At 50.9% G+C, this 22,123-nt stretch carries 17 protein-coding genes; all 17 read right to left on the bottom strand.

Annotated elements, in window-relative coordinates:
• Positions 1 to 28: 28 nt before the first annotated feature.
• Positions 29 to 1,093 (bottom strand): acetamidase/formamidase family protein, encoded by a 1,065-nt coding sequence (locus CRN96_RS01975; protein ID WP_218839911.1) that lies wholly within the window; start codon positions 1,091 to 1,093, stop codon positions 29 to 31.
• Between the two features lie 51 nt (positions 1,094 to 1,144).
• Positions 1,145 to 2,758 carry an L-lactate permease gene (locus CRN96_RS01970; RefSeq protein WP_097038593.1) on the bottom strand — a complete coding sequence of 538 codons (1,614 nt, stop codon included), beginning with the start codon at positions 2,756 to 2,758 and terminating at the stop codon, positions 1,145 to 1,147.
• A 31-nt stretch (positions 2,759 to 2,789) separates the two neighbouring features.
• The gene (ggt, locus tag CRN96_RS01965; RefSeq protein WP_179647070.1) at positions 2,790 to 4,433 is read right to left on the bottom strand and encodes a gamma-glutamyltransferase; all 1,644 of its coding nucleotides are present in this window, start codon (positions 4,431 to 4,433) and stop codon (positions 2,790 to 2,792) included.
• A gap of 224 nt (positions 4,434 to 4,657) precedes the next feature.
• On the bottom strand, positions 4,658 to 6,418 hold the full coding sequence (aspS, locus tag CRN96_RS01960) for an aspartate--tRNA ligase (RefSeq protein WP_097038591.1): 1,761 nt from the start codon (positions 6,416 to 6,418) through the stop codon (positions 4,658 to 4,660).
• Between the two features lie 4 nt (positions 6,419 to 6,422).
• Entirely contained in the window at positions 6,423 to 7,682 is a 1,260-nt protein-coding gene (hisS, locus tag CRN96_RS01955) for a histidine--tRNA ligase (RefSeq protein WP_097038589.1), read from the bottom strand.
• A 308-nt stretch (positions 7,683 to 7,990) separates the two neighbouring features.
• Positions 7,991 to 8,737 (bottom strand): N-acetylmuramoyl-L-alanine amidase family protein, encoded by a 747-nt coding sequence (locus tag CRN96_RS01950; RefSeq protein WP_097038588.1) that lies wholly within the window; start codon positions 8,735 to 8,737, stop codon positions 7,991 to 7,993.
• Entirely contained in the window at positions 8,737 to 9,189 is a 453-nt protein-coding gene (dtd, locus tag CRN96_RS01945; protein WP_097038586.1) for a D-aminoacyl-tRNA deacylase, read from the bottom strand. The genes CRN96_RS01950 and dtd overlap by 1 nt, the downstream gene beginning before the upstream one ends.
• 9 nt (positions 9,190 to 9,198) lie before the next feature.
• Positions 9,199 to 11,355 carry a RelA/SpoT family protein gene (locus CRN96_RS01940; RefSeq protein ID WP_097038584.1) on the bottom strand — a complete coding sequence of 719 codons (2,157 nt, stop codon included), beginning with the start codon at positions 11,353 to 11,355 and terminating at the stop codon, positions 9,199 to 9,201.
• A gap of 101 nt (positions 11,356 to 11,456) precedes the next feature.
• Entirely contained in the window at positions 11,457 to 11,975 is a 519-nt protein-coding gene (locus CRN96_RS01935; RefSeq protein WP_097038582.1) for an adenine phosphoribosyltransferase, read from the bottom strand.
• On the bottom strand, positions 11,965 to 14,238 hold the full coding sequence (gene recJ / locus CRN96_RS01930) for a single-stranded-DNA-specific exonuclease RecJ (RefSeq protein WP_097038580.1): 2,274 nt from the start codon (positions 14,236 to 14,238) through the stop codon (positions 11,965 to 11,967). Before recJ ends, CRN96_RS01935 begins: the two co-directional genes overlap by 11 nt.
• Before the next feature lie 55 nt (positions 14,239 to 14,293).
• Positions 14,294 to 16,612 carry a protein translocase subunit SecD gene (gene secD, locus CRN96_RS01925; RefSeq protein ID WP_097038578.1) on the bottom strand — a complete coding sequence of 773 codons (2,319 nt, stop codon included), beginning with the start codon at positions 16,610 to 16,612 and terminating at the stop codon, positions 14,294 to 14,296.
• A 59-nt stretch (positions 16,613 to 16,671) separates the two neighbouring features.
• The gene (yajC, locus tag CRN96_RS01920) at positions 16,672 to 16,932 is read right to left on the bottom strand and encodes a preprotein translocase subunit YajC (RefSeq protein ID WP_097038576.1); all 261 of its coding nucleotides are present in this window, start codon (positions 16,930 to 16,932) and stop codon (positions 16,672 to 16,674) included.
• An 18-nt stretch (positions 16,933 to 16,950) separates the two neighbouring features.
• Entirely contained in the window at positions 16,951 to 18,096 is a 1,146-nt protein-coding gene (gene tgt / locus CRN96_RS01915) for a tRNA guanosine(34) transglycosylase Tgt (RefSeq protein WP_097038574.1), read from the bottom strand.
• Positions 18,080 to 19,129 carry a tRNA preQ1(34) S-adenosylmethionine ribosyltransferase-isomerase QueA gene (gene queA / locus CRN96_RS01910; RefSeq protein ID WP_097039653.1) on the bottom strand — a complete coding sequence of 350 codons (1,050 nt, stop codon included), beginning with the start codon at positions 19,127 to 19,129 and terminating at the stop codon, positions 18,080 to 18,082. Before queA ends, tgt begins: the two co-directional genes overlap by 17 nt.
• 2 nt (positions 19,130 to 19,131) lie before the next feature.
• Positions 19,132 to 20,160: a Holliday junction branch migration DNA helicase RuvB gene (ruvB, locus tag CRN96_RS01905; protein ID WP_097038572.1), complete on the bottom strand. Its 1,029-nt coding sequence runs from the start codon at positions 20,158 to 20,160 to the stop codon at positions 19,132 to 19,134.
• 10 nt (positions 20,161 to 20,170) lie between these two features.
• On the bottom strand, positions 20,171 to 20,746 hold the full coding sequence (ruvA, locus tag CRN96_RS01900) for a Holliday junction branch migration protein RuvA (protein WP_097038569.1): 576 nt from the start codon (positions 20,744 to 20,746) through the stop codon (positions 20,171 to 20,173).
• Between the two features lie 8 nt (positions 20,747 to 20,754).
• Entirely contained in the window at positions 20,755 to 22,035 is a 1,281-nt protein-coding gene (gene obgE / locus CRN96_RS01895) for a GTPase ObgE (RefSeq protein ID WP_097038567.1), read from the bottom strand.
• Between the last annotated feature and the right edge of the window lie 88 nt (positions 22,036 to 22,123).

The following is a 22,123-nucleotide window of genomic DNA, read 5'->3' as shown; positions in this document are numbered from 1 at the left end:
CGATACGGTTTACGGCCCTTCCCAAACATCAGACCTCAGGTACGAATGCGTCTTTCGGAATCGTGACATGGACGCCTTTGTTCGTATTGACCACCTGTGTGATTTGAAGTTCTCCCGCCAGGGCCAGGAATGAATAGGCTTCCTGTTCCGTCATGCCCTGGTATTCCTCCAAAAACTCGATGGCCTTCAAGGAAGCTTCTTCCGCGGCATCATCCAGATTTTCATTGAACGCATGGATATGCCACGCCTCCTCCGTCTCGAGCAGAGGCTGTGTGAAATGAAAATCCTTCCTCACCTTCACTCTGATCAGGCAGTTTGCCGAAGCTTCGACACCCGTCCCGTTCAGTTCGCTGTCCCCCTGTGCGAGGTGGGCATCCCCGAGGGACAGGAGGGCGCCTTTGTTGAATACGGGATAATACATCGCCGTATCCGCCCCGATCCTCCAGTTGTCGATATTGCCGCCGAAATTTGACGGCGGCACCGTACTGATCTTCCCGTCTTCCTCCGGGGCGACACCGATCGTGCCCATATGGAGCTGGGCGGGGATCCGCATGCCCCGGGGCCCTTCTTCTTTTGTGATTTCATCTTCACCGACGACACGGCCGTTGACGTCGTAGGCTCCCGGGTATTCGTATTTATATTTCTGGGTCAGCCACTGGGCATGGTCATCCAATTCGTAAATCATGACATGTTCATTTTCCTCATATTTTTCTTTATCGAATAAAAACCCCCATGGTGCCGACAGGTTCGAGCCGTACGGCTGTCTCGGCTCAATATCCAGAATCTGGACTTCCAGCATATCGCCGGGTTCTGCGCCCTTCACTTCAATCGGCCCTGTAAGCAGATGCGGTCCCGGCTTTCTTGTCTCCTCTGGTATATTCCGGTATATTTCTTTCGTCGTTTCATCCATCATCAGCTCCGGCGCATCGCCGGCCTGATGGGTGATTGTTTCAACAAAGACGAAATCTCCCGACTCGACAGTGAGCACCGGGGCGAGGGAATTATCCCAGTGCCCCCAGTGGACTGTCTCGGAGTCCGCTTCCAGTACATGAAGTTTTGCCTTCTTTATAAGGTCTGCCAAACTGCTTTTCAACTTTGAATAACGCATTTTTCCATCCCCTTTGTTTATGATATCTTTACCCTCTTATACCAGGAAATAAATGATCAGTGATATTCCGGAGACCATCAGTGCGGCAATGAGTGTAAAGATCAGTGTCTGCTTATAGACATCTGCAATCTTATCCTGGATACCGGCGGTACTTGTTGCAAGTATGATATTCGAAGGTGCGATTGCATTACCGATTGCACCACCGGTCGATTGTGCAGCAATGGCCTGCGGCAGCGACAGTCCATCCATCGCATTGGCGACTGACCCGTGCAATGGCGCGAACACCACGTTTGAAGAGGTATTCGAGGATGTCATGAATGAACCGATGAGGCCGATGAAGTTCGCCAGCGCAAGATATACCGGTGGGTTGGCCACGGTACCGATGCCCAGGGCAAGCACTGTAATCTGCCCTGAAGCGCCCATGACTTCCGTCATGGTCAGGAAACCGGCGATCGCCAGGGATGCACCTAGGGCGTTGCCTTTCACGCCGTCCCAAATTTCCTTCCCGTAGCCGGAATCATATAAACCGAGGCGCTTATACCAGATGACGCCGAATATCGCACCAAGGAGTATATAGATGGCCGGATGTGTGAGGGATATTGGAGAATACTCCGCTGTCCCCTCCTCGGTGAAGCCGTAGCCCGTCTCTGTCTCCGGGAACGGCGGGCCGAATTCAACCTGATCCAGGAAGTTGCTGATCGCCGGCACGCCGAGTGCGACGACTGTAAGGACAGTGAGGACATAGTAAGGCATGAACGCCTTATGGATGGAGATGTCGGGTCTCTCCTCTTCCGTTTCCTCCCGGTCCTCTGGATCCTGCATGATCTTCGTCTTTTCATCAGACTTCGATTTTTCACCATATTTCTTGGTTCTCGCAAACAGGATCAATGCAGCCATGGCAATTGCAGCCGGTATGAAGGCGCTGAGCTCAGGGCTGAACATCGCCACTATCATCTGGCCTCCGCCGTGGATGATCGAGATGGTGATGATGAGCAGAAAACCGTCTTTGATGCCCTGCCATCCAGCATATATGAATGCAATTGAAAGTCCTGACAGCAGGTTCACCGCCCACAGCATGAGGGTGGTGTAAAACAGTGTTGCAGTGATATTTTCTATTTCAACGGCGTTGATGGTCGCTATCCATCCGACGCCGACCGTACCGAACATATTGGCCCACAAGTGTCCTATCAATGGTATGACGACCGCAGCTACGGGTTTGACGCCGATGCCTATAAGTAAAGGTGCCACCACTGCAATCGGAACACCGAACCCTGCCACACCCTGCAGGAAGGATGAAAATACCCAACCGAATGCAAGGACGAGGAACAGATAGTTCTGGCTGTAATCCTCTATATCTTCCCTGATCACTTCAAATGCCCCGGCTTTTTTCGAGGAATGATAAAGGAATAAGGCTGTCCAGACGACCAGTAGTATGAACAGCGCTTCCCATAACCCTTTACCTACACCGACCGCCATGTTGTCGAGCGGTGCCTCGTAAAGGAAATATGCGATTGCCGCAGCGATTGCTGCGGCAATCCAGCCGGATGTGCCGCCCGACCATCTGAAGACCACCAGCATGATTAAAAGCAGTGCCAGCGGCAGCGCGGCCATCGACCAATGTAGTATATCCAATGGTAGTGAATGATCCATTTCCAATAAACTCCTTTACTTTGATTTTAAATTACCAGCTGAGAGCGATGCCATCGCCTCTTGGATCTGCACCCGCTTCGTACAGTCCGTCTTCAATCCGTATGGCCTGAGCATGCCCCATCGTCTGGGAATAAGCGGGCAGTATCTCCACTTCGTGGCCGAGGCTTTCAAGTGCCTCTATGTTGCTGTCCGCCACACGCTTTTCGAATTTCAGGGAGTCACTGTCATCGCCCCATGTACGGCCGTACAGCCACCTCGGTGCTTCAATCGCCTGCTGGACGTTGTAGCCGAAGTCGACGATTCTTGTGAAGAGGGCACTCTGGGTCTGCGGCTGACCTTCGCCGCCCATTGAACCCATCAGAAGATAAGGTCTGCCGTCCTTCATCACCATGGCCGGCATGATCGTATGGAACGTCTTCTTGCCCGGTTCCAGCCTGTTGATGTGATTGCCGTCGAGGGAGAAGAACGAGCCCCTGTTCTGCAGCAGGAAGCCGCCGTCTGCCATGAATCCTGAGCCGAATTCATGGTACACGCTCTGTATCATGGACACGGCATTGCCCTCTCCGTCGACTGCCGCGAAATACGTCGTATCCCTGTTGGTTTTAAGCGCAGGCAGACGATTCAGATCTTCCTGTAAATTCGCTTTGTCTTCACTGAAATGATCCATCATCCGGGTTGTCTGTTCATCCGAGAGCAGTTCATCGACGGGTACATGTTCCTTATCCGGATCCGTCACCCATTGGTCCCTGTATTGAAATGTGATCTTAGCTGCTTCTGCCATGAGATGGTAATATTGAGGGGTATTGTCTCTTAAGCGGTTGAAATCAAATTGGTTGAAAATGTTCAGCATCATCAATGCTGCCACGCCCTGTGTATTGGGCTTCAACTGATAAACTTCATAGTCATCACGGTAAGTCGTGGAGATCGGATCCTGCCATTCACTTTCATGATTCTTCAGATCCTCCATCGAGAGCAGGCCGCCTGCATCTTGAAGCGAAGCAGTCATCTTCTCCCCCACTTCTCCTTCATAGAACGCCGAAGCACCTTCTTTTGCGATGCTTTTCAATGTTTCGGCAAGCTCACTCTGAACTAAAATATCTTTCGCTTTCAATGGCTCTCCGTCCGGTATGAAAACAGCAGCGGTCTTATCATGCTGATCGATCTTATCCTTTTCCTGGAGTATGAAATCCGCAAGCTTCTCCGTGACCGGAAAACCTTCTTCCGCATGATAAATGGCTTCTTCAAAAAGCTCCGCCCAATCCAGACGGCCGTATTTTTCATGCATCGCTTCCCATGCCGCAACCGCACCCGGCACGGTGCCGCTCGACAGCGGTCCTTCCTCGGGTATGCTGTCATATCCTTTTTCTTTGAAGAAATCGATCGTCGCCGTCCCTGCAGCTTTACCGCTGCCGTTCATGGCACGTACATCATCTTCACCTTCGTCTTTGATGAGGGCGAATAAATCCCCGCCGATACCTGCCATATGGGGATATACAACCGACAACACAGCATTCGAGGCGATTGCGGCTTCGACGGCATGGCCGCCTCTCCTTATGATGTTCTCACCTGCCTGCGTCGCAAGGTAATGCGGCGTTGTCACAGCCCCGCGTTTTCCTGTGGCAGGGCTTCTGCCGGTTTCCAAAAAGTCCATCTCCCGGTTTCCTGATTCCAACATTTTATCACCCTTCCAAATCATCATTTAATTCCTGTATTCCCACACCCATTAGTGGAATAAACTTCAAATTAAAGACCTATATGTCAAAAATGTGAAAACCAGAATAAAGATGCAATTAGAATGTAAATAGTAAATTATTTCACAAAAAAACCGTACAGAAATAATCTGTACGGTTCCGGGGTAAAACTATTCTTATATGAAATTGCACACAGCAGGCAGGTATATCACTCTTCCGTCTCCACGCTGATATGCAGTTCCTCCAGCTGATCTTCGGATACGGCTGACGGTGCGTTCATCATCAGATCGCTTGCGCTTGCGGTTTTAGGGAATGCGATGACGTCCCTGATGTTGTCGGTGCCTGCAAGCAGCATGACGAAGCGGTCGAAGCCGTAGGCGATGCCGCCGTGGGGCGGTGCACCGTAGGTGAATGCCTCAAGCAGGAACCCGAACTGGTCATCCCTTTCTTCATCCGTGAACCCGAGTGTACGGAACATCCGCTCCTGCAGCGTCCTGTCGTGGATGCGGATGGAACCCCCGCCGAGTTCATAACCGTTCAAAACGATGTCGTAGGCATTGGCCTTCACTTCTTCCGGTGCGGTCTCAAGCTTGTCTTCATCCTCTTTTTTTGGTGAAGTGAACGGATGGTGGGCAGCGACGTAGCGGTCATTGTCCTCATCATACTCAAGGAGCGGCCAGTCCGTCACCCACAGGAAGTTGAACTGTTCCTTATTGATCAGTCCAAGATCTTTCCCGAGCTTGTTGCGCAGGTTCCCAAGTGATGCATGGACGACTTTTTTCTTGTCGGCTACAAACAGCACCAGGTCGTTTGAACCGATGCCGAGCAGTGACTTGAGCTCAGCTTGTTTATCTTCATCAAAGAATTTTGCGATCGGTCCGGTGAATCCATCTTCCGAAGATTTCATCCACGCAAGACCTTTGGCGCCATATGTTTTCACAAAGCTTTCAAGCTTATCTATGTCTTTCCTCGAGTATGCATCCGCTTTATCCGGGATGACAAGTGCGTTCACCATGCCGCCCGACTCTGCCGTGGACTTGAAGACTTTGAATTCCGTCGTCCTGCTGAATTCGGTGATGTCCTGAAGGTGCAGGCCGAACCGCGTATCCGGTTTATCCACGCCGTACTTCGCCATTGCTTCATCATGGGTGATCCTCTGGAACGGTGTTGTGACTTCCACCCCTTTGACATCTTTCATGATCTGCGTGATCATTTTTTCATTCAGTGCGATGACATCTTCCTGGTCGACGAATGACTGCTCGATATCGATCTGCGTGAATTCCGGCTGTCTGTCGGCCCGCAGGTCTTCATCCCTGAAACATTTGACGATCTGATAATACTTCTCCATTCCCGAAAGCATCAGCAGCTGCTTGTAAATCTGCGGTGACTGCGGGAGTGCATAAAATTCACCTTCATGCACGCGTGAAGGGACGAGGTAATCCCGTGCACCTTCCGGTGTTGATTTTGAAAGTACAGGCGTCTCCACATCGATGAAACCTTCTTCATCCAGAAAGCGGCTCACACTCTGCTTCAGGCGGTGGCGCAGCTTCAGGATGTTCTGCAGTTTCGGCCGTCTCAAGTCCAGGTATCTGTACTTCAGTTTGACGTCTTCGGTGACGGTCTCGTCCTGAATGTGGAACGGCGGCGTTTTCGCCTTTGAAATCACATCGATGTCATTGACGATGACCTCGATTTCCCCGGTATCGATATTCGGGTTGACCTGTGATGCATCCCTTTTTGATATCGTACCGCTTATATTGATGACGTATTCGCTCCGTACATCTTCTGCCGTGTTCAGCGCCTTTTCCGAAATTTCCGGATTGAAGACGATCTGGATGACACCGCTCCGGTCCCTGAGGTCAATGAAGATCAGTCCGCCGAGGTCGCGCCTTCTCTGGACCCAGCCGGATAGTTGGACGGATGCCCCCGCCTCTTTGCCAATCGTTTCTGAAATGAATGCTCTAGTCATTTTTTTAATCCTCCAAGTAGTTTTTCAGTTCATCTATGTTCATCGTCCGGGATTCCCCGTCCTGCATGCTCTTAAGTTCGACTTCGCCGGAGTTGATTTCATCTTCCCCGAGGACGATGACATGTTCAGCACGTTTCCTGTCAGCGTCTTTCATCTGGGCCTTCAATTTCCTGCGCTTATAATCCATATCGGCGCTGATGCCTTTCGTCCTGAGCTCATGCAGAAGGGTGCCGGCCTTATCGAATGAATTGTCATCCATCGTGCAGATGTACAGCTTGATGCCGTCGGGCTGTTCCAGCTCGATGCCTTCCGCCTCCAGGGCCATCAGCAGCCGCTCTATGCTGAGTGCAAATCCGATGCCGGTCTCATGCGGCCCGTCCAGCAGTTCGAGCAGGCCGTTATACCGGCCGCCGCCGCAAAGCGTGGTGATTGCGCCGAAGCCCTCAGCATCGCTCATCAGCTCGAAAGCGGTATGCGTATAGTAATCGAGCCCCCTGACCAGGTTGTAATCCACCTCATATTCAATGCCGATATCGGTCAGCTTTTCCTTCACCGTCTCGAAATATGCCTTGGACTCTTCATTCAGGAAGTTATAGATGACGGGCGCTGTTTTGATCAGTTCATGATCCCTGTCTTTTTTACAGTCGAGGATCCTCATCGGGTTCGTGTCGATCCTGGATTGGCAGTCGGCACAGAATTCATCGATCCTCGGTTCAAAATGGCTGACGAGCGCATCATTGTATTCCTTCCGGCTCTGATGGTCGCCGATCGAGTTGATGTACAGTTTCAGGTTCTTCAATCCGAATGACTGGTAAATGTGCATCAGCATGCTCAGCACTTCGACATCGATCAGCGGATCTTCCACGCCGATGGCTTCAATGCCGAACTGTACGAACTGGCGGTAACGCCCCTTCTGTTTCCGTTCATATCTGAACATCGGTTCCTTGTAGAATACTTTCACCGGCTGGTTGACGTCGTGCTGCATCTTGTTTTCGATATAGCTCCTCACGACCGGCGCCGTGCCCTCAGGTCTTAAAGTCAGGCTGCGTCCACCCTTGTCCTCGAAAGTGTACATTTCCTTGTTCACGATATCCGTCGAGCCACCGACGCCCCTCACGAACAACTCGGTCGCTTCAAAGACAGGGGTGCGGATTTCCCGGTAATTGTAATTTGCAGCGATTTCCCTCAACTTCTCTTCTATGACCTGCCACTTGTAACTTTCCCCGGGCAGTATATCCTGCGTTCCTCTTGGTATTTGAATCATTCTTCACCACTCCTCATAAAATAAAAAAAGCCCCTTATACCTCGAAAGGTATAAGGGACGAAATTGCCGTGTTGCCACCCTAATTTGACCGACCTTTTTTGGGTCGATCCTCTGGCATGATAACGATTGCCACCGTCTGTCAATGACAGCATCTCCTCTGAAGTGTCGGCAGATATATTTTACGGGTGTTCACTTTCAGCATATGTGAACATCTCTGGAACCCGCTGTGATATACCCTCTTCAGATCAAATGATTTTCATTTATATTAATGTTTATCATAGTCATTCGGCCATTCAAAGTCAAGACAATCAATTCAAATGATCATGTATGCCTTCGACGATGGCCCGGGCCATCAAGTCCTGGTATGCTTCATCCGATAACAGCCTGTCATCGATTTCATTGCTCAAATAACCCAGTTCAATCAGAACCGCGGGATAATCGAGCTGCCATGTGACCTGATAGTTCGACTGATGCGTACCGCGGTTACGGAATTTCGAATATCCATCCAATGCAGTGTTCATCGTTTCTGCAAATTCACGCTGATATTCATACGTGTAATATGTCGTGAAGCCGGTGATGGAAGCGTCGTTCATCGCATCACTATGTAGACTGATGAATAAGTCCCCCTGGAGCTCCCTGTCATCGAGTGAGGCATATTCATCCTGCCCTCTCGTGAATTCGACATCGGCGCCTGCAGCTTCAAGCGTTTCTGCAGTCTTGAGTGCGATGCTGTAGACGATTTCAGCTTCCGTTTTGCCTGATACGCTCGGTGCACCGGGGTCTCTGCCGCCGTGGCCGGGGTCGATGATGATGGTCTCCCCGCCAAAAGATATGTCCGCTTCCTGATCAAAATCCATCACGATATAAGTCCATTCTTCATCTTCCCCGCCCCCGGCAAGGGCAGACGTGGTCAAAACCGGTAAGTAGACAATTGATATGACCGCAACTGCAGATAAAATGAAGAAGAGCGGAATAAGGTAGGCAGGCTTCCTGTTCTTTAAAAACCGGATGAATGCATGTATGAATCCATCCGCACCTTTCCTTACGTTATTCATCAGAGGATCTTGCCGTCCCTGGACTCGTAAATGATGGTGATCGGCCCGTCGTTATTGATATAAACATTCATGTGCTCTCCAAAAAAGCCCTCTTTCACCGTCAGGCCGTAGCTTTCGAGTGCCGCATTGAATTCTTTGTACAATTGTATCGCCCGGTCACTCCCGGCAGCCCGAGTGAAGCTCGGACGGTTGCCCTTTTTGACATCGGCATACAGCGTGAACTGGGAAATGCTCAAAATTTCGCCTTTGACATCATCGATTGAAAGGTTGATTTTACCTTCACCATCTTCGAAGTTCCTGGATTTTGCGATCTTTTCGGCGAGTTTCACTGCATCCGCCGATGTTGATTCCTCACCCACACCTACAAGGAGTACATATCCGTGATTGATCTCATTATACAGGTCCTGTTTCACCACACGGGCATCCCTGACTTTCTGTAGAACCACCTTCATCTTTTCACCTCATTTAAATACTCGCTCGACACTGTAAATATCCTTAAGCTGTTTGATCTTATCGACGATCCGGTACAGGTCGGTCGTATTCTGGACCATCACGGACACATTGACCTTGGCATATTTATCCACATCACTTTTGGCATTGACATGGGTGATCGGGAACTTGGTGCTGGCGATGACATTCAATATTTCATTTACGAGGCCTGCACGGTCATATCCTCTGATTTCAAGATCCGCCTGATATTTCCGGTCCTTATTCTTATTCCTGACCCAGCCCACATCGATGATGCGTTCTGTTTCATTGACGATATTCGGGCAGTTGGATACATGGACTTTGACCCCGTGCCCTTTTGTGATGTAACCGGTGATATCATCACCCGGTATGGGGTTGCAGCATTTGGATAAGTTGATGAGCAGGTTGTCCATACCTTCCACATAAACCCCGGATTCGGTGGATATCTCCTTATAGTGATGCGACCGGTCGATATCTTCAACGTCATTGGCCGTGGCGCCTTCGGCTGATTTGAATTTCTCCATCAGACGGTTCGCCACCTGCTGTGCGGTCACACCGCCAAAGCCGATCATCGCATACAAATCCTCTTCATTATTCAGGTTATACCTGTCGAGCACCGGTTCGATATACTTGTCCTTCAATATATCATCCGGCTTGTGTTCGCGTTTTTTGATTTCCGCTTCGACTGCGAGCCTGCCCTTTTCAATATTGCTTGCCCGGTCCTGCTTTTTGAAGAATGATCTGATTTTATTTTTGGCACTGCTTGATTTCACAAGTTTCAGCCAGTCCATGCTCGGCCCGTACGACTGCTTGCTTGTCCTGATCTCGACGATATCGCCCGTCTCCAGCGGATGGTCGATCGTGACGATCTTCCCGTTCACCTTGGCACCGATCATCCGGTTGCCGACTTCCGAGTGCACCTGATAGGCAAAGTCGATCGGCACCGCACCTTTCGGCAGTTCGATCACATCGCCGTTCGGCGTGAAGACGTAGACTTTATCACTCAACAGATCCGTCTTCAGTGCCTCCATGAATTCCTCGGCATCAGGTGATGATGTTTCCTGGTCGACGAGTTCCTTGAACCAGTCTATGCCCGTATCCTTGCCTTCTTTGTAAGCCCAGTGTGCAGCGACACCGTGCTCAGCTATTTCATGCATTTCATAAGTCCTGATCTGTATTTCAAGCGGATCACCCTGAGGTCCGACGACCGTCGTATGCAGCGACTGGTACATGTTCGGTTTCGGCATCGCGATGTAATCCTTGAACCGTCCCGGCAGCGGCTTCCAGATTGTATGGATCACTCCGAGGACCGCGTAGCAGTCCTTGATGTTATCCACCAGGACCCGGACAGCAAGCAGGTCGAAGATTTGATCGAACTGCTTGCTCTGCTTCTTCATCTTCTTATATATACTGTAGATGTGCTTCGGCCTGCCCGAGAGGCTGCCATCGATATTCGTCTTCTTCATTTCCGCTTCAATTTTATCGATGGCCTCATTGATGACGTCCTCACGCTCGCTGCGCTTCTTCTTCATCATGCTCACGATCTTGAAATACTGTTTCGGTTCAATGTAGCGGAGCGCCGTATCCTCAAGCTCCCATTTGATGCTTGAAATACCGAGCCGGTGGGCCAGCGGTGCGTAGATTTCAAGCGTTTCAAGCGATGTCCTGTACTGTTTGTCTTCAGGCATGGCCTTCAACGTCCGCATGTTGTGCAGCCGGTCGGCGAGCTTCACCAGTATGACCCGGATATCTTTTGCGATGGCCACGAATAATTTGCGGTGGTTTTCGGCCTGCTGCTGCTGGCGGGAACGGTATTTCACTTTCTCGAGCTTGGTCACGCCGTCCACGATGATTGCGACTTCTTCATTGAACATCTCGACGAGATCGTCATAAGTGTAGATTGTATCCTCGACGACATCATGCAGGAACCCTGCGATGATCGTCGGACCGTCCAGCTTCAGTTCGGCCAATATCCCCGCCACCTGTACCGGATGGAGTATATAAGGCAAACCGTTTTTCCTGAACTGCCCGTCATGTGCTTCAAAAGCCAGGTCATAAGCCTTTTTGATCATCTTCAAGTCATCGTCGGACAAATAAGCTTCACACATTTTTATGACATCGTCTCTGGTATATGGATATTCCCTGCTCATGACCTTCACCGCCCTTATATTAAAATAGATAGAACCATCATACTATAATTCATAAAACAAATAAATCCCGCTATAAAAAAAAGCCTGGTTTTACAGACTTTTTAAGCATCATATGAGATTAATGATATCGTTTCATAACCATCGAGCAGCTTCTTGCCGCCAAGGTATTCAAGCTCTATCAGAAATGCGATGCCGGCGACGATGCCGCCGAGTGCCTCGACAAGCTTGATCGTTGCAACAATCGTCCCGCCTGTGGCGAGCAGATCATCTGTGATCAGCACCCGCTGACCCGGTTTGATCGCATCTTTGTGCATCGCGAGCGTGTTCGAGCCGTACTCGAGGTCATATTCATATTCTATGACTTCCCTTGGCAGTTTGCCCGCTTTTCTGACAGGTGCAAAACCGATACCCATGCTGTATGCCACGGGACATCCGATGATGAACCCCCTCGCCTCCGGTCCGACGACGATATCGACTTCCTTTTCCCTGGCAAATTCGACGATCTGGTCAGTCGCATAGCCATACGCCTCGCCGTTGTCCATGATCGTCGTGATGTCCTTGAAGCTCACACCCTTTTTGGGCCAATCCTGTACTTCTGATACATACTCTTTAAGATTCATTATTTCCTCCATCATCTGCAATCAATATCTTAATGTAGTTCTTCAATTCCTGTGTCGAGGACATTTTCAATTTAGCCTCTGATTGAATCCTATGATCGATGGCAGATTTAACCTTCGAATTTTCGACTTCACTTTCAGTGAGTTCGTTATTTGTGTCTTTCTTATTGATTATACCATTTTTCACTTCGATTTTCTCGAGTTCTTCCAGTATATCTGTGACCATTTTTAATATTTTCATGCTGATATTGAAGTGGTCCGCAAAGGCGTAGGCATCGGTGGCCAGATTGATGGAACCATCCTCCCTGTCGCTGATCAGCCGGTATACGCCCTCCACAAGGCTGAAGTCCGGTGCCCCGGTGAAATAAAACTCTTCCTTCGTATTGAAGATCATGATGATCTTGGAGACGTGGATGTTTTTGATCGATTCTCCAAGCAGCGCGAGTGACTCCGGCAGATCACGCAGCACGAGCGTATCAATCGCAAAAGGCAGCTGCTCGCCGTAATGGTAGTAGTTTTGGGACTTCTTCTCCTTGCCGCGGTTGATCAAAAAATGATCTTCAGGCGATATCATATCGAAGTTCTGGTTCACCCGGCTGCGCATATCGATGATCTGGACATTGGATATTTCCGCATCCTGAATGATCATCTGAAGTGATCTCGTCTGGTTGAATTCGTTGATGTTGACCGTCCCGACAAGGCTGATCCTGTCCCCGGCGGATACTTCATGGAAGAGATGCCCGAAGTTGAAGCCGATCGTATCGATGGATATGTCCTGAAAAGTGATCTTGATGTGGTTCTTGTCTTTGCCGACCTGCCGCACGCTCTCGATGCGGCCCTGATTGATCATGAAGATGGGCCTGGTGAACCCCTGTCCGAAAGGCTTCAGGTTTTCGAACCGTTCGAATTCGGCCAATTTGAACTCATCTTTTTCAATCATCATGTCGATATATTTCACGGGTTTGAGTGACAGTTCCTTGTCCTTGAAATGCTGTTCGACGGCTTCTTTGAATTCGTTGAATTCATGAGCCGCCACTTCAATGCCGAATGCCTGTGAATGGCCGCCGATTTTGCTGATGAAACCATCCTTCTCCTTGACAGCCTCAAGCAGATTCAACCCGTCGATCGAACGGGCGGACCCCCTGTATACGGCCCCGTCCAAAGTGAATACGATGGCGGGCTTGCCGTAAGCCTCCGTCAGTTTCGATGCGACGATGCCGATGACACCGGGATGATAGTCTTCACCGCGGACGATGATGATATCCTCATCCTCTTCATAGAGACCCGTTGCATCAGTGAATGTTTCAATGACGATCTCTTTCCTTTCATCGTTCAGGGCCTCGAGTTCAGAGGCCAGCTCGAAAGCTTTCGTCCTGTCTTCCGTCAACAGCAATTCGACTGCGATTTCCGCATCTGCGATCCGCCCTGAACTGTTCAGTCTCGGTGCGATGCCGAAGCCGATGGTTTCCTCATCCACGGCGCCCGTGTGTCCTGAAACGGACAGCAGCGTCCTTACCCCGGTCAAAGGGTTTGCGTTGATCTGCTGCAGGCCGTCGATCACGAGCTTTTTATTCTCGCCGGTGATGCTGACCATATCCGCGACCGTGCCGATGGCCACGAGCTGAAGCATGTCACTGGTTGCGAGTCCGAGGGCGGTGATCAGTTTATACGTGATCCCGACACCGGCAAGGTGTTCAAACGGATACTCCCCTTCCGGATGTGCAGCGTGGACGATGATCGCATCGGGAAGCGTATCTGCAAACTCATGGTGGTCCGCTACAATCACATCGATGCCTTCACTTTTGAGGAAGCCGATCTCATCCACAGCGGCAACACCGTTGTCCACCGTGATCACGAGATCATGGCGGCCGACGACCCGTGATTTGAAGAGGTCGATGTTCGGCCCGTAACCATGCTCGATCCTGTTTGGGATGAGGTAATCCACAGCCGCCCCGGCATTTTTCAGTGCCGTGTATAAAATGGCAGTGCTCGTGATGCCATCCGCATCGAAGTCGCCGTATATGAGGATGCGTTCCCCTCCGGCCACAGCCGCTTCTATTCTCGAAACGGCCTCATCCATGGAGAAGATGCCATTCTCATCATGGGTTCCGGTTTCATAGAGGCTTTTAAGCTGTTCGTCGGTCGTATAGCCCCTGTTTTCCAATATATGCTGCTCTAAGCTGTTCAAACGGTATTTTTTTTGGAGTGACTCTGGCAGCACCTCGCCGGTATTACGGACTTTCCATTCATATTTGGATTTAAACATAGATTCTTCATCCTTCAAAAAAATGCCCGGAACCTCCAGGCATTCTTAAATAGTATTAAACTAAAATCTTCTCATCATTCGTTTTGCTGTCTTCATAGACGACCAGCTCACCATCATTCTTCCTGAGCTGGCGCTTCTTCAGGACGCCCCATAGCTGGATGGCGATGAAGAAGGAAGAATAGACGCCGCTCACCAGACCGATCAGCAGACCGAGGCTGAAGCCGAATATCGAGCTGCTTCCGAACATTACAAGAAGCAATACGACCAGCGCGACCGTAAGCACCGTATTGATGGACCGGGTCGCCGTCTGTCTGAGTGACCGGTTGATGATCATATCGATCGTCTCCTCGCTCCGGATCACTTTGATTTTACGCAGGTTCTCACGGATCCTGTCCAGCGTCACAATCGTATCATTTATGGAATAACCGACGATGGTCAGAACGGCAGCGATGAACGTGATGTTCACTTCTATCCTCAAGATGGAGAACAAAGCGACCATTATGAACACATCATGCATCAGCGCAATGACCGCCGGCAATGCCATCCTCCACTCGAAGCGGATGGATGCATAAACGATGATCCCGGCCGATGCAATCAGCAGTGCGAGTATCGCATTCCGCACCAGCTCCTGTCCGATGGTCGGGCTGACGGTGCTGATCATAGGGACCGTGCCGTACATTTCTTCGAAGGTGTCCTGAAGCATCGTCACTTCATCCTGCGGCAGATCAACGGTGTACCGTGCCACCACGATATTTTCACCGGAGGTGGTGATGCTGTCCGGCGGTGTGCCGAGTTCTGCGAGTGTGGCCTCCACTTCGTCCACACCAGCTTCATCGGTCGTCTCGATATCCGCCCTTGTGCCGCTTGTGAAATCCACACCGAGGTTAAGGTTGAAGACGGCGAGTGAACCAAGGCCGAGCAGCAGGAGCACCCCGCTGAAAATGAAGTATTTCTTCGTATGCTTCACGAAATCGAAACGATCCCAAGGTGTCTTCAAATCCTCGATATCCTTGCCTTCACTCAGTTTGAACCTGTCTTTTTCCCTGATGCCGAACAACCACAATTTATCGTTCAGGTAACCGGAGTGGATGATGAGCCGCATCAGCACCCTTGTCAGGAATACAGCAGTGACGAAACTCATCACGATGGAAAGGATCAGCATGGTGGCGAATCCTTTTACACTGCTTGTGCCGAATGCAAACAGCACAAGGCCTGCGATCAAGGTGGTGATGTTTGCATCCAGGATCGTCCAGATCGAATTCTGCGCCGCCTTTTTGTAAGCCGTCTTTATGTTGCGGCCGATCCGGAGTTCATCTTTCAGCCGTTCATATAAAATGATGTTGGCATCGACCGCCATCCCGACCCCGAGGATGAGGGCGGCTATGCCGGGCAGCGTCAGGACGCCGTTGATCATATTAAAGCCCAAAACCGTCAGGTAAATATAGACGATCAGCGTGACCGTCGCCACTAGGCCCGGGAGCCTGTAGAATCCGATCATATATATGAATACGAGCACGACACCGATCAGGCCAGCAAGGACCGTCTCCTGCAGCGCCTGCTCACCGAACTGCGCCCCGACGGACGTCGAATACACCTCGGTGAGCTGTACAGGCAGAGAGCCCGAGTTCAAAAGTGCTGCAATGTTCTGTGCACGCTCCACGCCTTCCTGGCCTTCAAAACCGCCGGAAATCATGACTTCCGTCGAGTAGATGGGCTCACTCACAGTAGGTGCCGAGATGAATTTCGGGTCTTCCGTCTGGGCCTCCTCGATGAAGGAATCCTCCCCTTCGACGAAGTCCATCCAGATGACCATCAGGTTTTCACCCGGCGGGCGCTCGGAAATCTCTTCCGTGATGTCCCTGAACTGCTCCGCATCCCTCAGTTCCAGGGACACGATCGCATTGTTGAATTCATCGAAGTTCTGGCTCGCGCCGCCTTCGACCAGGTCCGCACCCGACAAGAGGAGATTGTCCTCCACATCCCGGATGGTCAGTTCGGCCTGTGTGCTGAGCAGCTCCCTTGCCTCAGTCTGATCTTCCACACCGGCAAGCTGCACCCTGATCCTGTTACCCTCTTCTATCTGTATATTGGGTTCGGAGACCCCGAGGACGTTCACACGGGAATCCAGTGTACTCGCAGTGCTTGTGACTGCCGTATCATCGATCTCGTCCCCCTCATTCAGCGGTTCCACTTCGTAAAGCACTTCGAATCCGCCCTGCAGGTCGAGCCCGAGACTGACGTCCTCCCCGACATCTTCTGCAGTGAGTGAGACGACCGTCACCAGGCCGATGCTCACGATCAAAGCCAAAATTATGTAACTTAACTTATTCCTCAAATGTGACACCTCTATTTTTTCAAAACTTAACGTACTCATTATAACGTTAATGATGCCAAATTAAAATATAAAAGCCGACAACGAGTGCCGACTTTGGTTTATTTAACAACTTCTTTTAATGCAACTCTTTCGAACTTGAGTACTGTACCCTGATCATCTGTGAGGATGTACATATGCTTCTGGTCGAATGACTCGACACGGCCGTGGACGCCGCCGATGGTGATGATGTCATCGCCCTTCTGCAATGATTCCTGCATTTGCTGGACCTCACGCTGCTTCTTTTGCGCAGGGCGGATCATCAGGAAATACATTACCAGGATGATTGCAATAAAAGGTAATAGTGGCATGATAAATTCCATTCTTCTTATAACACTCCTTTAAAAGTTTTTTGGATTTTCAACATTCAATCCATATGATTCGAAAAACGCTTCTTTAAAATCTAATAAATTATCATTTAAAATCGCAGTTCGAACATCTTCCATCAATTTTAACAGAAAGTACAGGTTATGATAAGTGGTAAGTCTGAGCCCGAGTATTTCATCGGCTTTAAACAGGTGGCGAATGTATGCCTTAGTGTAATTTTTACATGTATAACAGTCGCAATTCGGGTCGAGCGGCGTGAAATCACGTTCGAACTTTTTGTTTTTCACCACGACCCTGCCTTTCGATGTCATGGTCGTGCCATTTCTTGCGATCCTGGTCGGCAGCACGCAGTCGAACATATCCACTCCGCGGATGACACCCTCTATCAGGGAGTCGGGGGAGCCGATGCCCATAAGGTAGCGGGGTTTATTTTCCGGGAGCAGCGGGATTGTGTGTTCAAGCATCCTGTACATCACCGGCTTCGGTTCACCGACGGACAGCCCGCCGATGGAATAGCCCGGAAAGTCCATGCTGACCAGGTCTTTTGCGCTTTGGGCGCGGAGATCTTCATATTCGCCGCCCTGGACGATGCCGAACAGTGCCTGATGTTTATCCCGGCCCTTTTTCAGATGATGCTCAAGGCCCCTTTCGGCCCACCTCGTCGTCCGCTCTATCGAATCCTTCACATATTTGTGCTCAGCAGGTATCGGCGGACATTCATCAAATGACATCATGATGTCGGAGCCGAGGTCATGCTGGATGTCCATGGCCCCTTCCGGGCTCAGGAACAGTTTGGACCCGTCGAGATGGCTCCTGAAATGGACGCCCTCCTCTTCGATCTTCCGTGTATCGCTCAGGCTGAATACCTGGAAGCCTCCGGAATCGGTCAGTATCGGCTTATCCCAGTTCATGAACTTATGGAGTCCGCCCGCTTCCCTGATGAGGTCGCTGCCCGGCCTGAGCCACAAGTGGTACGTGTTCGACAGTATGATCTGACTCCCTATATCTGCAAGTTCTTCAGGTGTCATGGATTTGACCGTCGCAAGCGTCCCGACCGGCATGAAGATCGGTGTATCGATCACGCCGTGCGGTGTATGGAGCTTGCCGAGCCGTGCACCCGTCTGTTTACATGTCTTTATATGTTCATAGCGTATTGCCATCTTTTTTACCTCCATGGATGATCATCGCATCCCCAAAACTGAAGAAACGGTAACCTTTTTCAACGGCGTGTTGATATGCATCCAGGATCTTCTCCCTTGAACTGAATGCGCTCACCAGCATGACGAGCGAGGATTTCGGCAGATGGAAATTCGTGATGAGCGTGTCCACAGCCTGATACCTGAACCCCGGATATATGAAGATGTCCGTGAATCCACTTGCAGCTTTGAAAGCGCCGTGGTCCCTCATGACCGTCTCTAGTGTCCGTGTGCTGGTCGTGCCCACACTGATGATCCTTTTGCCAGCACTTTTCGCCTCATTCAATATATCAGCGGTTTCACCTGTAATCAAATAATATTCCGAATGCATCTTATGGTCCTCGATCGTTTCCGCGCTCACCGGCCTGAAGGTGCCGAGGCCGACGTGGAGAGTGATGTAGACGATTTTGACGCCGGACGCTTCAATCTCATCAAGCAGTTCATCCGTGAAATGGAGTCCTGCAGTCGGCGCTGCAGCAGAACCGGTCTCCTTTGCATACACCGTCTGGTACCTGTCCTTATCCTCAAGCCTTTCTTTTATGTAAGGCGGCAGCGGCATCTCACCGAGTGCATCGAGGACATTTTCAAGGATACCTTCATGATGCAGTTTCATATGACGGATGCCCTCATCGAAAGTTGCAGTGCATTCTGCAATGAGCTCGCCGTTGCCGAAGACGATCTTCGTCCCTTCCTTCACTTTCCTGGCCGGGCGGATCAGCACTTCGTAACCGCCCTCCAGCGGGGTGAGGAGGAGCATCTCGATTTTCGCACCCGTATCCTCCTTCACCCCATACAGGCGTGCGGGCAGCACTTTAGTATCGTTCAGGACGAGCACATCACCCTTGTCGAAGTACTTGATGATATCGCTGAACGTGCGGTCTTCGATCGTGCCGTCGTCTTTATTCAATGCGAGCAGCCGGCTTGCTGTACGGTCTTCAAGTGGTGTCTGTGCAATCAATTTTTCCGGCAGTTCAAAATCAAACTCTTCAAGCTTCAAAATCATTCCTCATTTCCAAAAACTTTCGGCTGTGCGCCCTGTTTGAAATACTCATAACTTTTCGCCGTCGCCCTGCGGCCCCTCGGCGTCCGCTCAAGGAAGCCCTGCTGGATCAGGAAAGGCTCGTATACATCAAGCAGGGTGATGACTTCCTCCCCTATCGACACAGCAACCGTCTCCAGTCCGACCGGACCGCCGTTATATGTATCGATGATGGTGTTCATGATGCGGTGGTCCACCGGATCGAGACCCATCGGATCGACTTCCAGCACCTTCAGGGCATGGTTGGTGGTCTCGAGGGAGACCGATGTCTCATTTTTGACCATGGAAAAGTCCCTCACCCGTCTGAGGAGGCGGTTTGCGATCCTCGGCGTTCCCCTCGAACGCTTCGCAAGTTCAATGGCACTGTCTTCATCGATATCAATGTTGAAGATTTCGGACGTCCTGTGCACGATGGTGATCAGACTGTCGATGTCATAGTACTCAAGCCTCAGCTGGACACCGAAACGGTCGCGCAGCGGGGCACTCAGGCTGCCGAAACGCGTGGTCGCACCGACGAGTGTGAACGGCGGCAGGTCGATGCGGATGCTCCTCGCTTCTTCCCCCTTGCCGATCACGACATCGATGAAAAAGTCTTCCATGGCTGAATAAAGGATCTCCTCGACAGCACGCGGCAGACGATGGATTTCATCGATGAACAGGACATCCCCGGGTTCAAGGCTCGACAAAATGGCGGCGAGATCCCCCGCACGCTCTATGGCCGGCCCGGAAGTCGTGCGTATATTGACTTCCATTTCCCTGGCGATGATATTTGAAAGCGTCGTCTTGCCAAGACCCGGCGGGCCGTGCAAAATAACATGGTCGAGCGCTTCCCCGCGGATTTTCGCAGCCTCGATGAATACTTCGAGATTCCTCTTCATCGCACTCTGCCCGATATACTGCTTCAAATATTCGGGACGGAGGGACATTTCAATATCCATATCATCCATATTCTGATGTTCATCTAAAATTCTGTCATCATGTACATTCATAATAACACCTCTATTGAACTAATAATTTCAGGCCTGCCTTCACTGCGGCATCCACCGATTCAAAGCTTTCTGCATGCAGTTTCTTCTCCACCTTGGCAAGTTCCCTCCTGCTGTAGCCGAGCGCCTCAAGTGCAAGCACGGCTTCTTTGACATGATCATCATCCACCGGTGCAGAAGCCCCGCTGCCCGCTTCAAGTTTACCTTTCAGATCAAGGATGATCTGGCTTGCGGTCTTCTTACCGATGCCCGGGAACTTGCTCATGAATGTCTGGTCCTCCCGCTCGATTGCAGTGATGACATCGTCCGGTGCGCTCGATGCCAAAATGGCAAGTGCGCTTTTCGGTCCGATCCCCTTCACTTTGAGCAGGTTCTGGAAGAGTGATTTTTCCTCCTCTTCCTTGAAACCGTACAAAGTATGGCTGTCGTCCCTGATGATCAATTCAGTGAATATACGGAGCTTCGTCCCCAGATCACTTTCAAAACGGAATGGATTCGGGACATGGATCAAATACCCGACACCAGAGACGTCTATCGTGATGTTGTGGGGGGACACTTTTGCCACGGTACCTTCTATATACTGATACATTTCCTCACCTATTCTACAAATTCAAATTCTCCGCCGAGTATCCTGACAGTATCCCCTGCCTGGATCCCTCTTTCGCGAAGGGCATCATCTATGCCCATTGAACGCATCTGGCGGGCAAATCTCCTGACTGCAGCATCCCGGTTGAAGTCGGTCATAATGAACATCCGCTCGATGCTCGGTCCGCTGACGACGTAGGCACCGTCATCATCCCGGCTGATCTTGAATGCATCCGGATCTTTTTCATGCCTGTAGACGACACGCTCTTCAGTCTCATCGATTTCCACTTCCGCCTCTTCTGCGGCATCAAGTGCATCGGCGATCCTGTAGAGCAGCGGCTGCAGGTTTTCATTGGTTGCGGCGGATATTGGAATGATTTCCTTATCACTGCCGACTTCCTCGATGAACAAGTCGATGACCTCTTTGTCTTCCAGCAGATCCGTCTTGTTCAGGACGATGATTTCCGGACGTTCAAGGAGCACCGGGTTGTATTCACCGAGTTCCCTGCGGATGGCGTGGTAATCCTCCACAGCATCGCGTCCTTCCATTTCACTGATGTCCACCACATGGACGATGACGCGTGTCCGCTCGATATGACGCAGGAACTGGTGGCCGAGTCCGGAGCCTTCTGCAGCACCTTCAATGAGCCCAGGCAGGTCCGCCATGACGAATGAACGGCCGTCGCCCGACTGCACGACACCGAGATTCGGCGCAATCGTCGTGAAATGGTAGGCACCAATCTTCGGCTTCGCCCTCGACACACTGTTCAAAATCGTCGATTTGCCGACGCTCGGGAATCCGATCAGTCCGACGTCAGCCATCAGCTTCAGTTCAAGCGTGACTTCGAATTCTTCACCCGGTTCGCCGTTTTCCGCAAAATCCGGTGCCGGGTTGCGGCTGGATGCAAAACGCGAGTTCCCGCGTCCGCCGCGCCCGCCTTTGGCGATGACCGCCTGCTGGCCGTGCGTCGTAAGGTCCGCAAGCGTCTCGCCGTCTTCGACCTTTTTGATGACGGTGCCGGGCGGCACTTTCAATATGAGCGGTTCGCTGTTTTTGCCGTGCATATTCGAATTCATGCCGTTTTCCCCGCGCTTCGCCTTGAAATGGCGCTGGTAACGGAAATCAAGAAGCGTCCTCAAGCCTTCATCCACTTCGAAAATAATGCTTGCCCCGTCACCGCCGTCACCGCCGGCCGGTCCGCCCATCGGCACATACTTCTCTCTCCTGTATGCGACGAGTCCGTTGCCGCCGTCGCCTGACTTTAAGAATATTTTAACCTGATCTACGAACATATTCTCACCTCAATCACTTTAATATTATACCATTGATAAAAATACTATGTACTTTTATGCAATCAAAATAAAAAGCATCAGCAGCCGC

It is taken from the genome of Salinicoccus kekensis (genome assembly GCF_900220995.1).
Classification (GTDB): Bacteria; Bacillota; Bacilli; order Staphylococcales; family Salinicoccaceae; genus Lacicoccus; species Lacicoccus kekensis.
Note: the sequence above shows the minus strand (reverse complement) of the source record. Positions and strands in the feature narration are given on the sequence as shown.

What these genes read in the sequence shown, in the direction of transcription:
- CRN96_RS01970 (WP_097038593.1), bottom strand. Translation starts at nt 2,758, where the DNA reads ATGGATCATTCACTACCATTGGATATACTACATTGGTCGATGGCCGCG.
- ggt (WP_179647070.1), bottom strand. Translation starts at nt 4,433, where the DNA reads ATGTTGGAATCAGGAAACCGGGAGATGGACTTTTTGGAAACCGGCAGA.
- aspS (WP_097038591.1), bottom strand. Translation starts at nt 6,418, where the DNA reads ATGACTAGAGCATTCATTTCAGAAACGATTGGCAAAGAGGCGGGGGCA.
- hisS (WP_097038589.1), bottom strand. Translation starts at nt 7,682, where the DNA reads ATGATTCAAATACCAAGAGGAACGCAGGATATACTGCCCGGGGAAAGT.
- CRN96_RS01950 (WP_097038588.1), bottom strand. Translation starts at nt 8,737, where the DNA reads ATGAATAACGTAAGGAAAGGTGCGGATGGATTCATACATGCATTCATC.
- dtd (WP_097038586.1), bottom strand. Translation starts at nt 9,189, where the DNA reads ATGAAGGTGGTTCTACAGAAAGTCAGGGATGCCCGTGTGGTGAAACAG.
- CRN96_RS01940 (WP_097038584.1), bottom strand. Translation starts at nt 11,355, where the DNA reads ATGAGCAGGGAATATCCATATACCAGAGACGATGTCATAAAAATGTGT.
- CRN96_RS01935 (WP_097038582.1), bottom strand. Translation starts at nt 11,975, where the DNA reads ATGAATCTTAAAGAGTATGTATCAGAAGTACAGGATTGGCCCAAAAAG.
- recJ (WP_097038580.1), bottom strand. Translation starts at nt 14,238, where the DNA reads ATGTTTAAATCCAAATATGAATGGAAAGTCCGTAATACCGGCGAGGTG.
- secD (WP_097038578.1), bottom strand. Translation starts at nt 16,612, where the DNA reads ATGAGTACGTTAAGTTTTGAAAAAATAGAGGTGTCACATTTGAGGAAT.
- yajC (WP_097038576.1), bottom strand. Translation starts at nt 16,932, where the DNA reads ATGGAATTTATCATGCCACTATTACCTTTTATTGCAATCATCCTGGTA.
- tgt (WP_097038574.1), bottom strand. Translation starts at nt 18,096, where the DNA reads ATGGCAATACGCTATGAACATATAAAGACATGTAAACAGACGGGTGCA.
- ruvB (WP_097038572.1), bottom strand. Translation starts at nt 20,160, where the DNA reads ATGAATGTACATGATGACAGAATTTTAGATGAACATCAGAATATGGAT.
- ruvA (WP_097038569.1), bottom strand. Translation starts at nt 20,746, where the DNA reads ATGTATCAGTATATAGAAGGTACCGTGGCAAAAGTGTCCCCCCACAAC.
- obgE (WP_097038567.1), bottom strand. Translation starts at nt 22,035, where the DNA reads ATGTTCGTAGATCAGGTTAAAATATTCTTAAAGTCAGGCGACGGCGGC.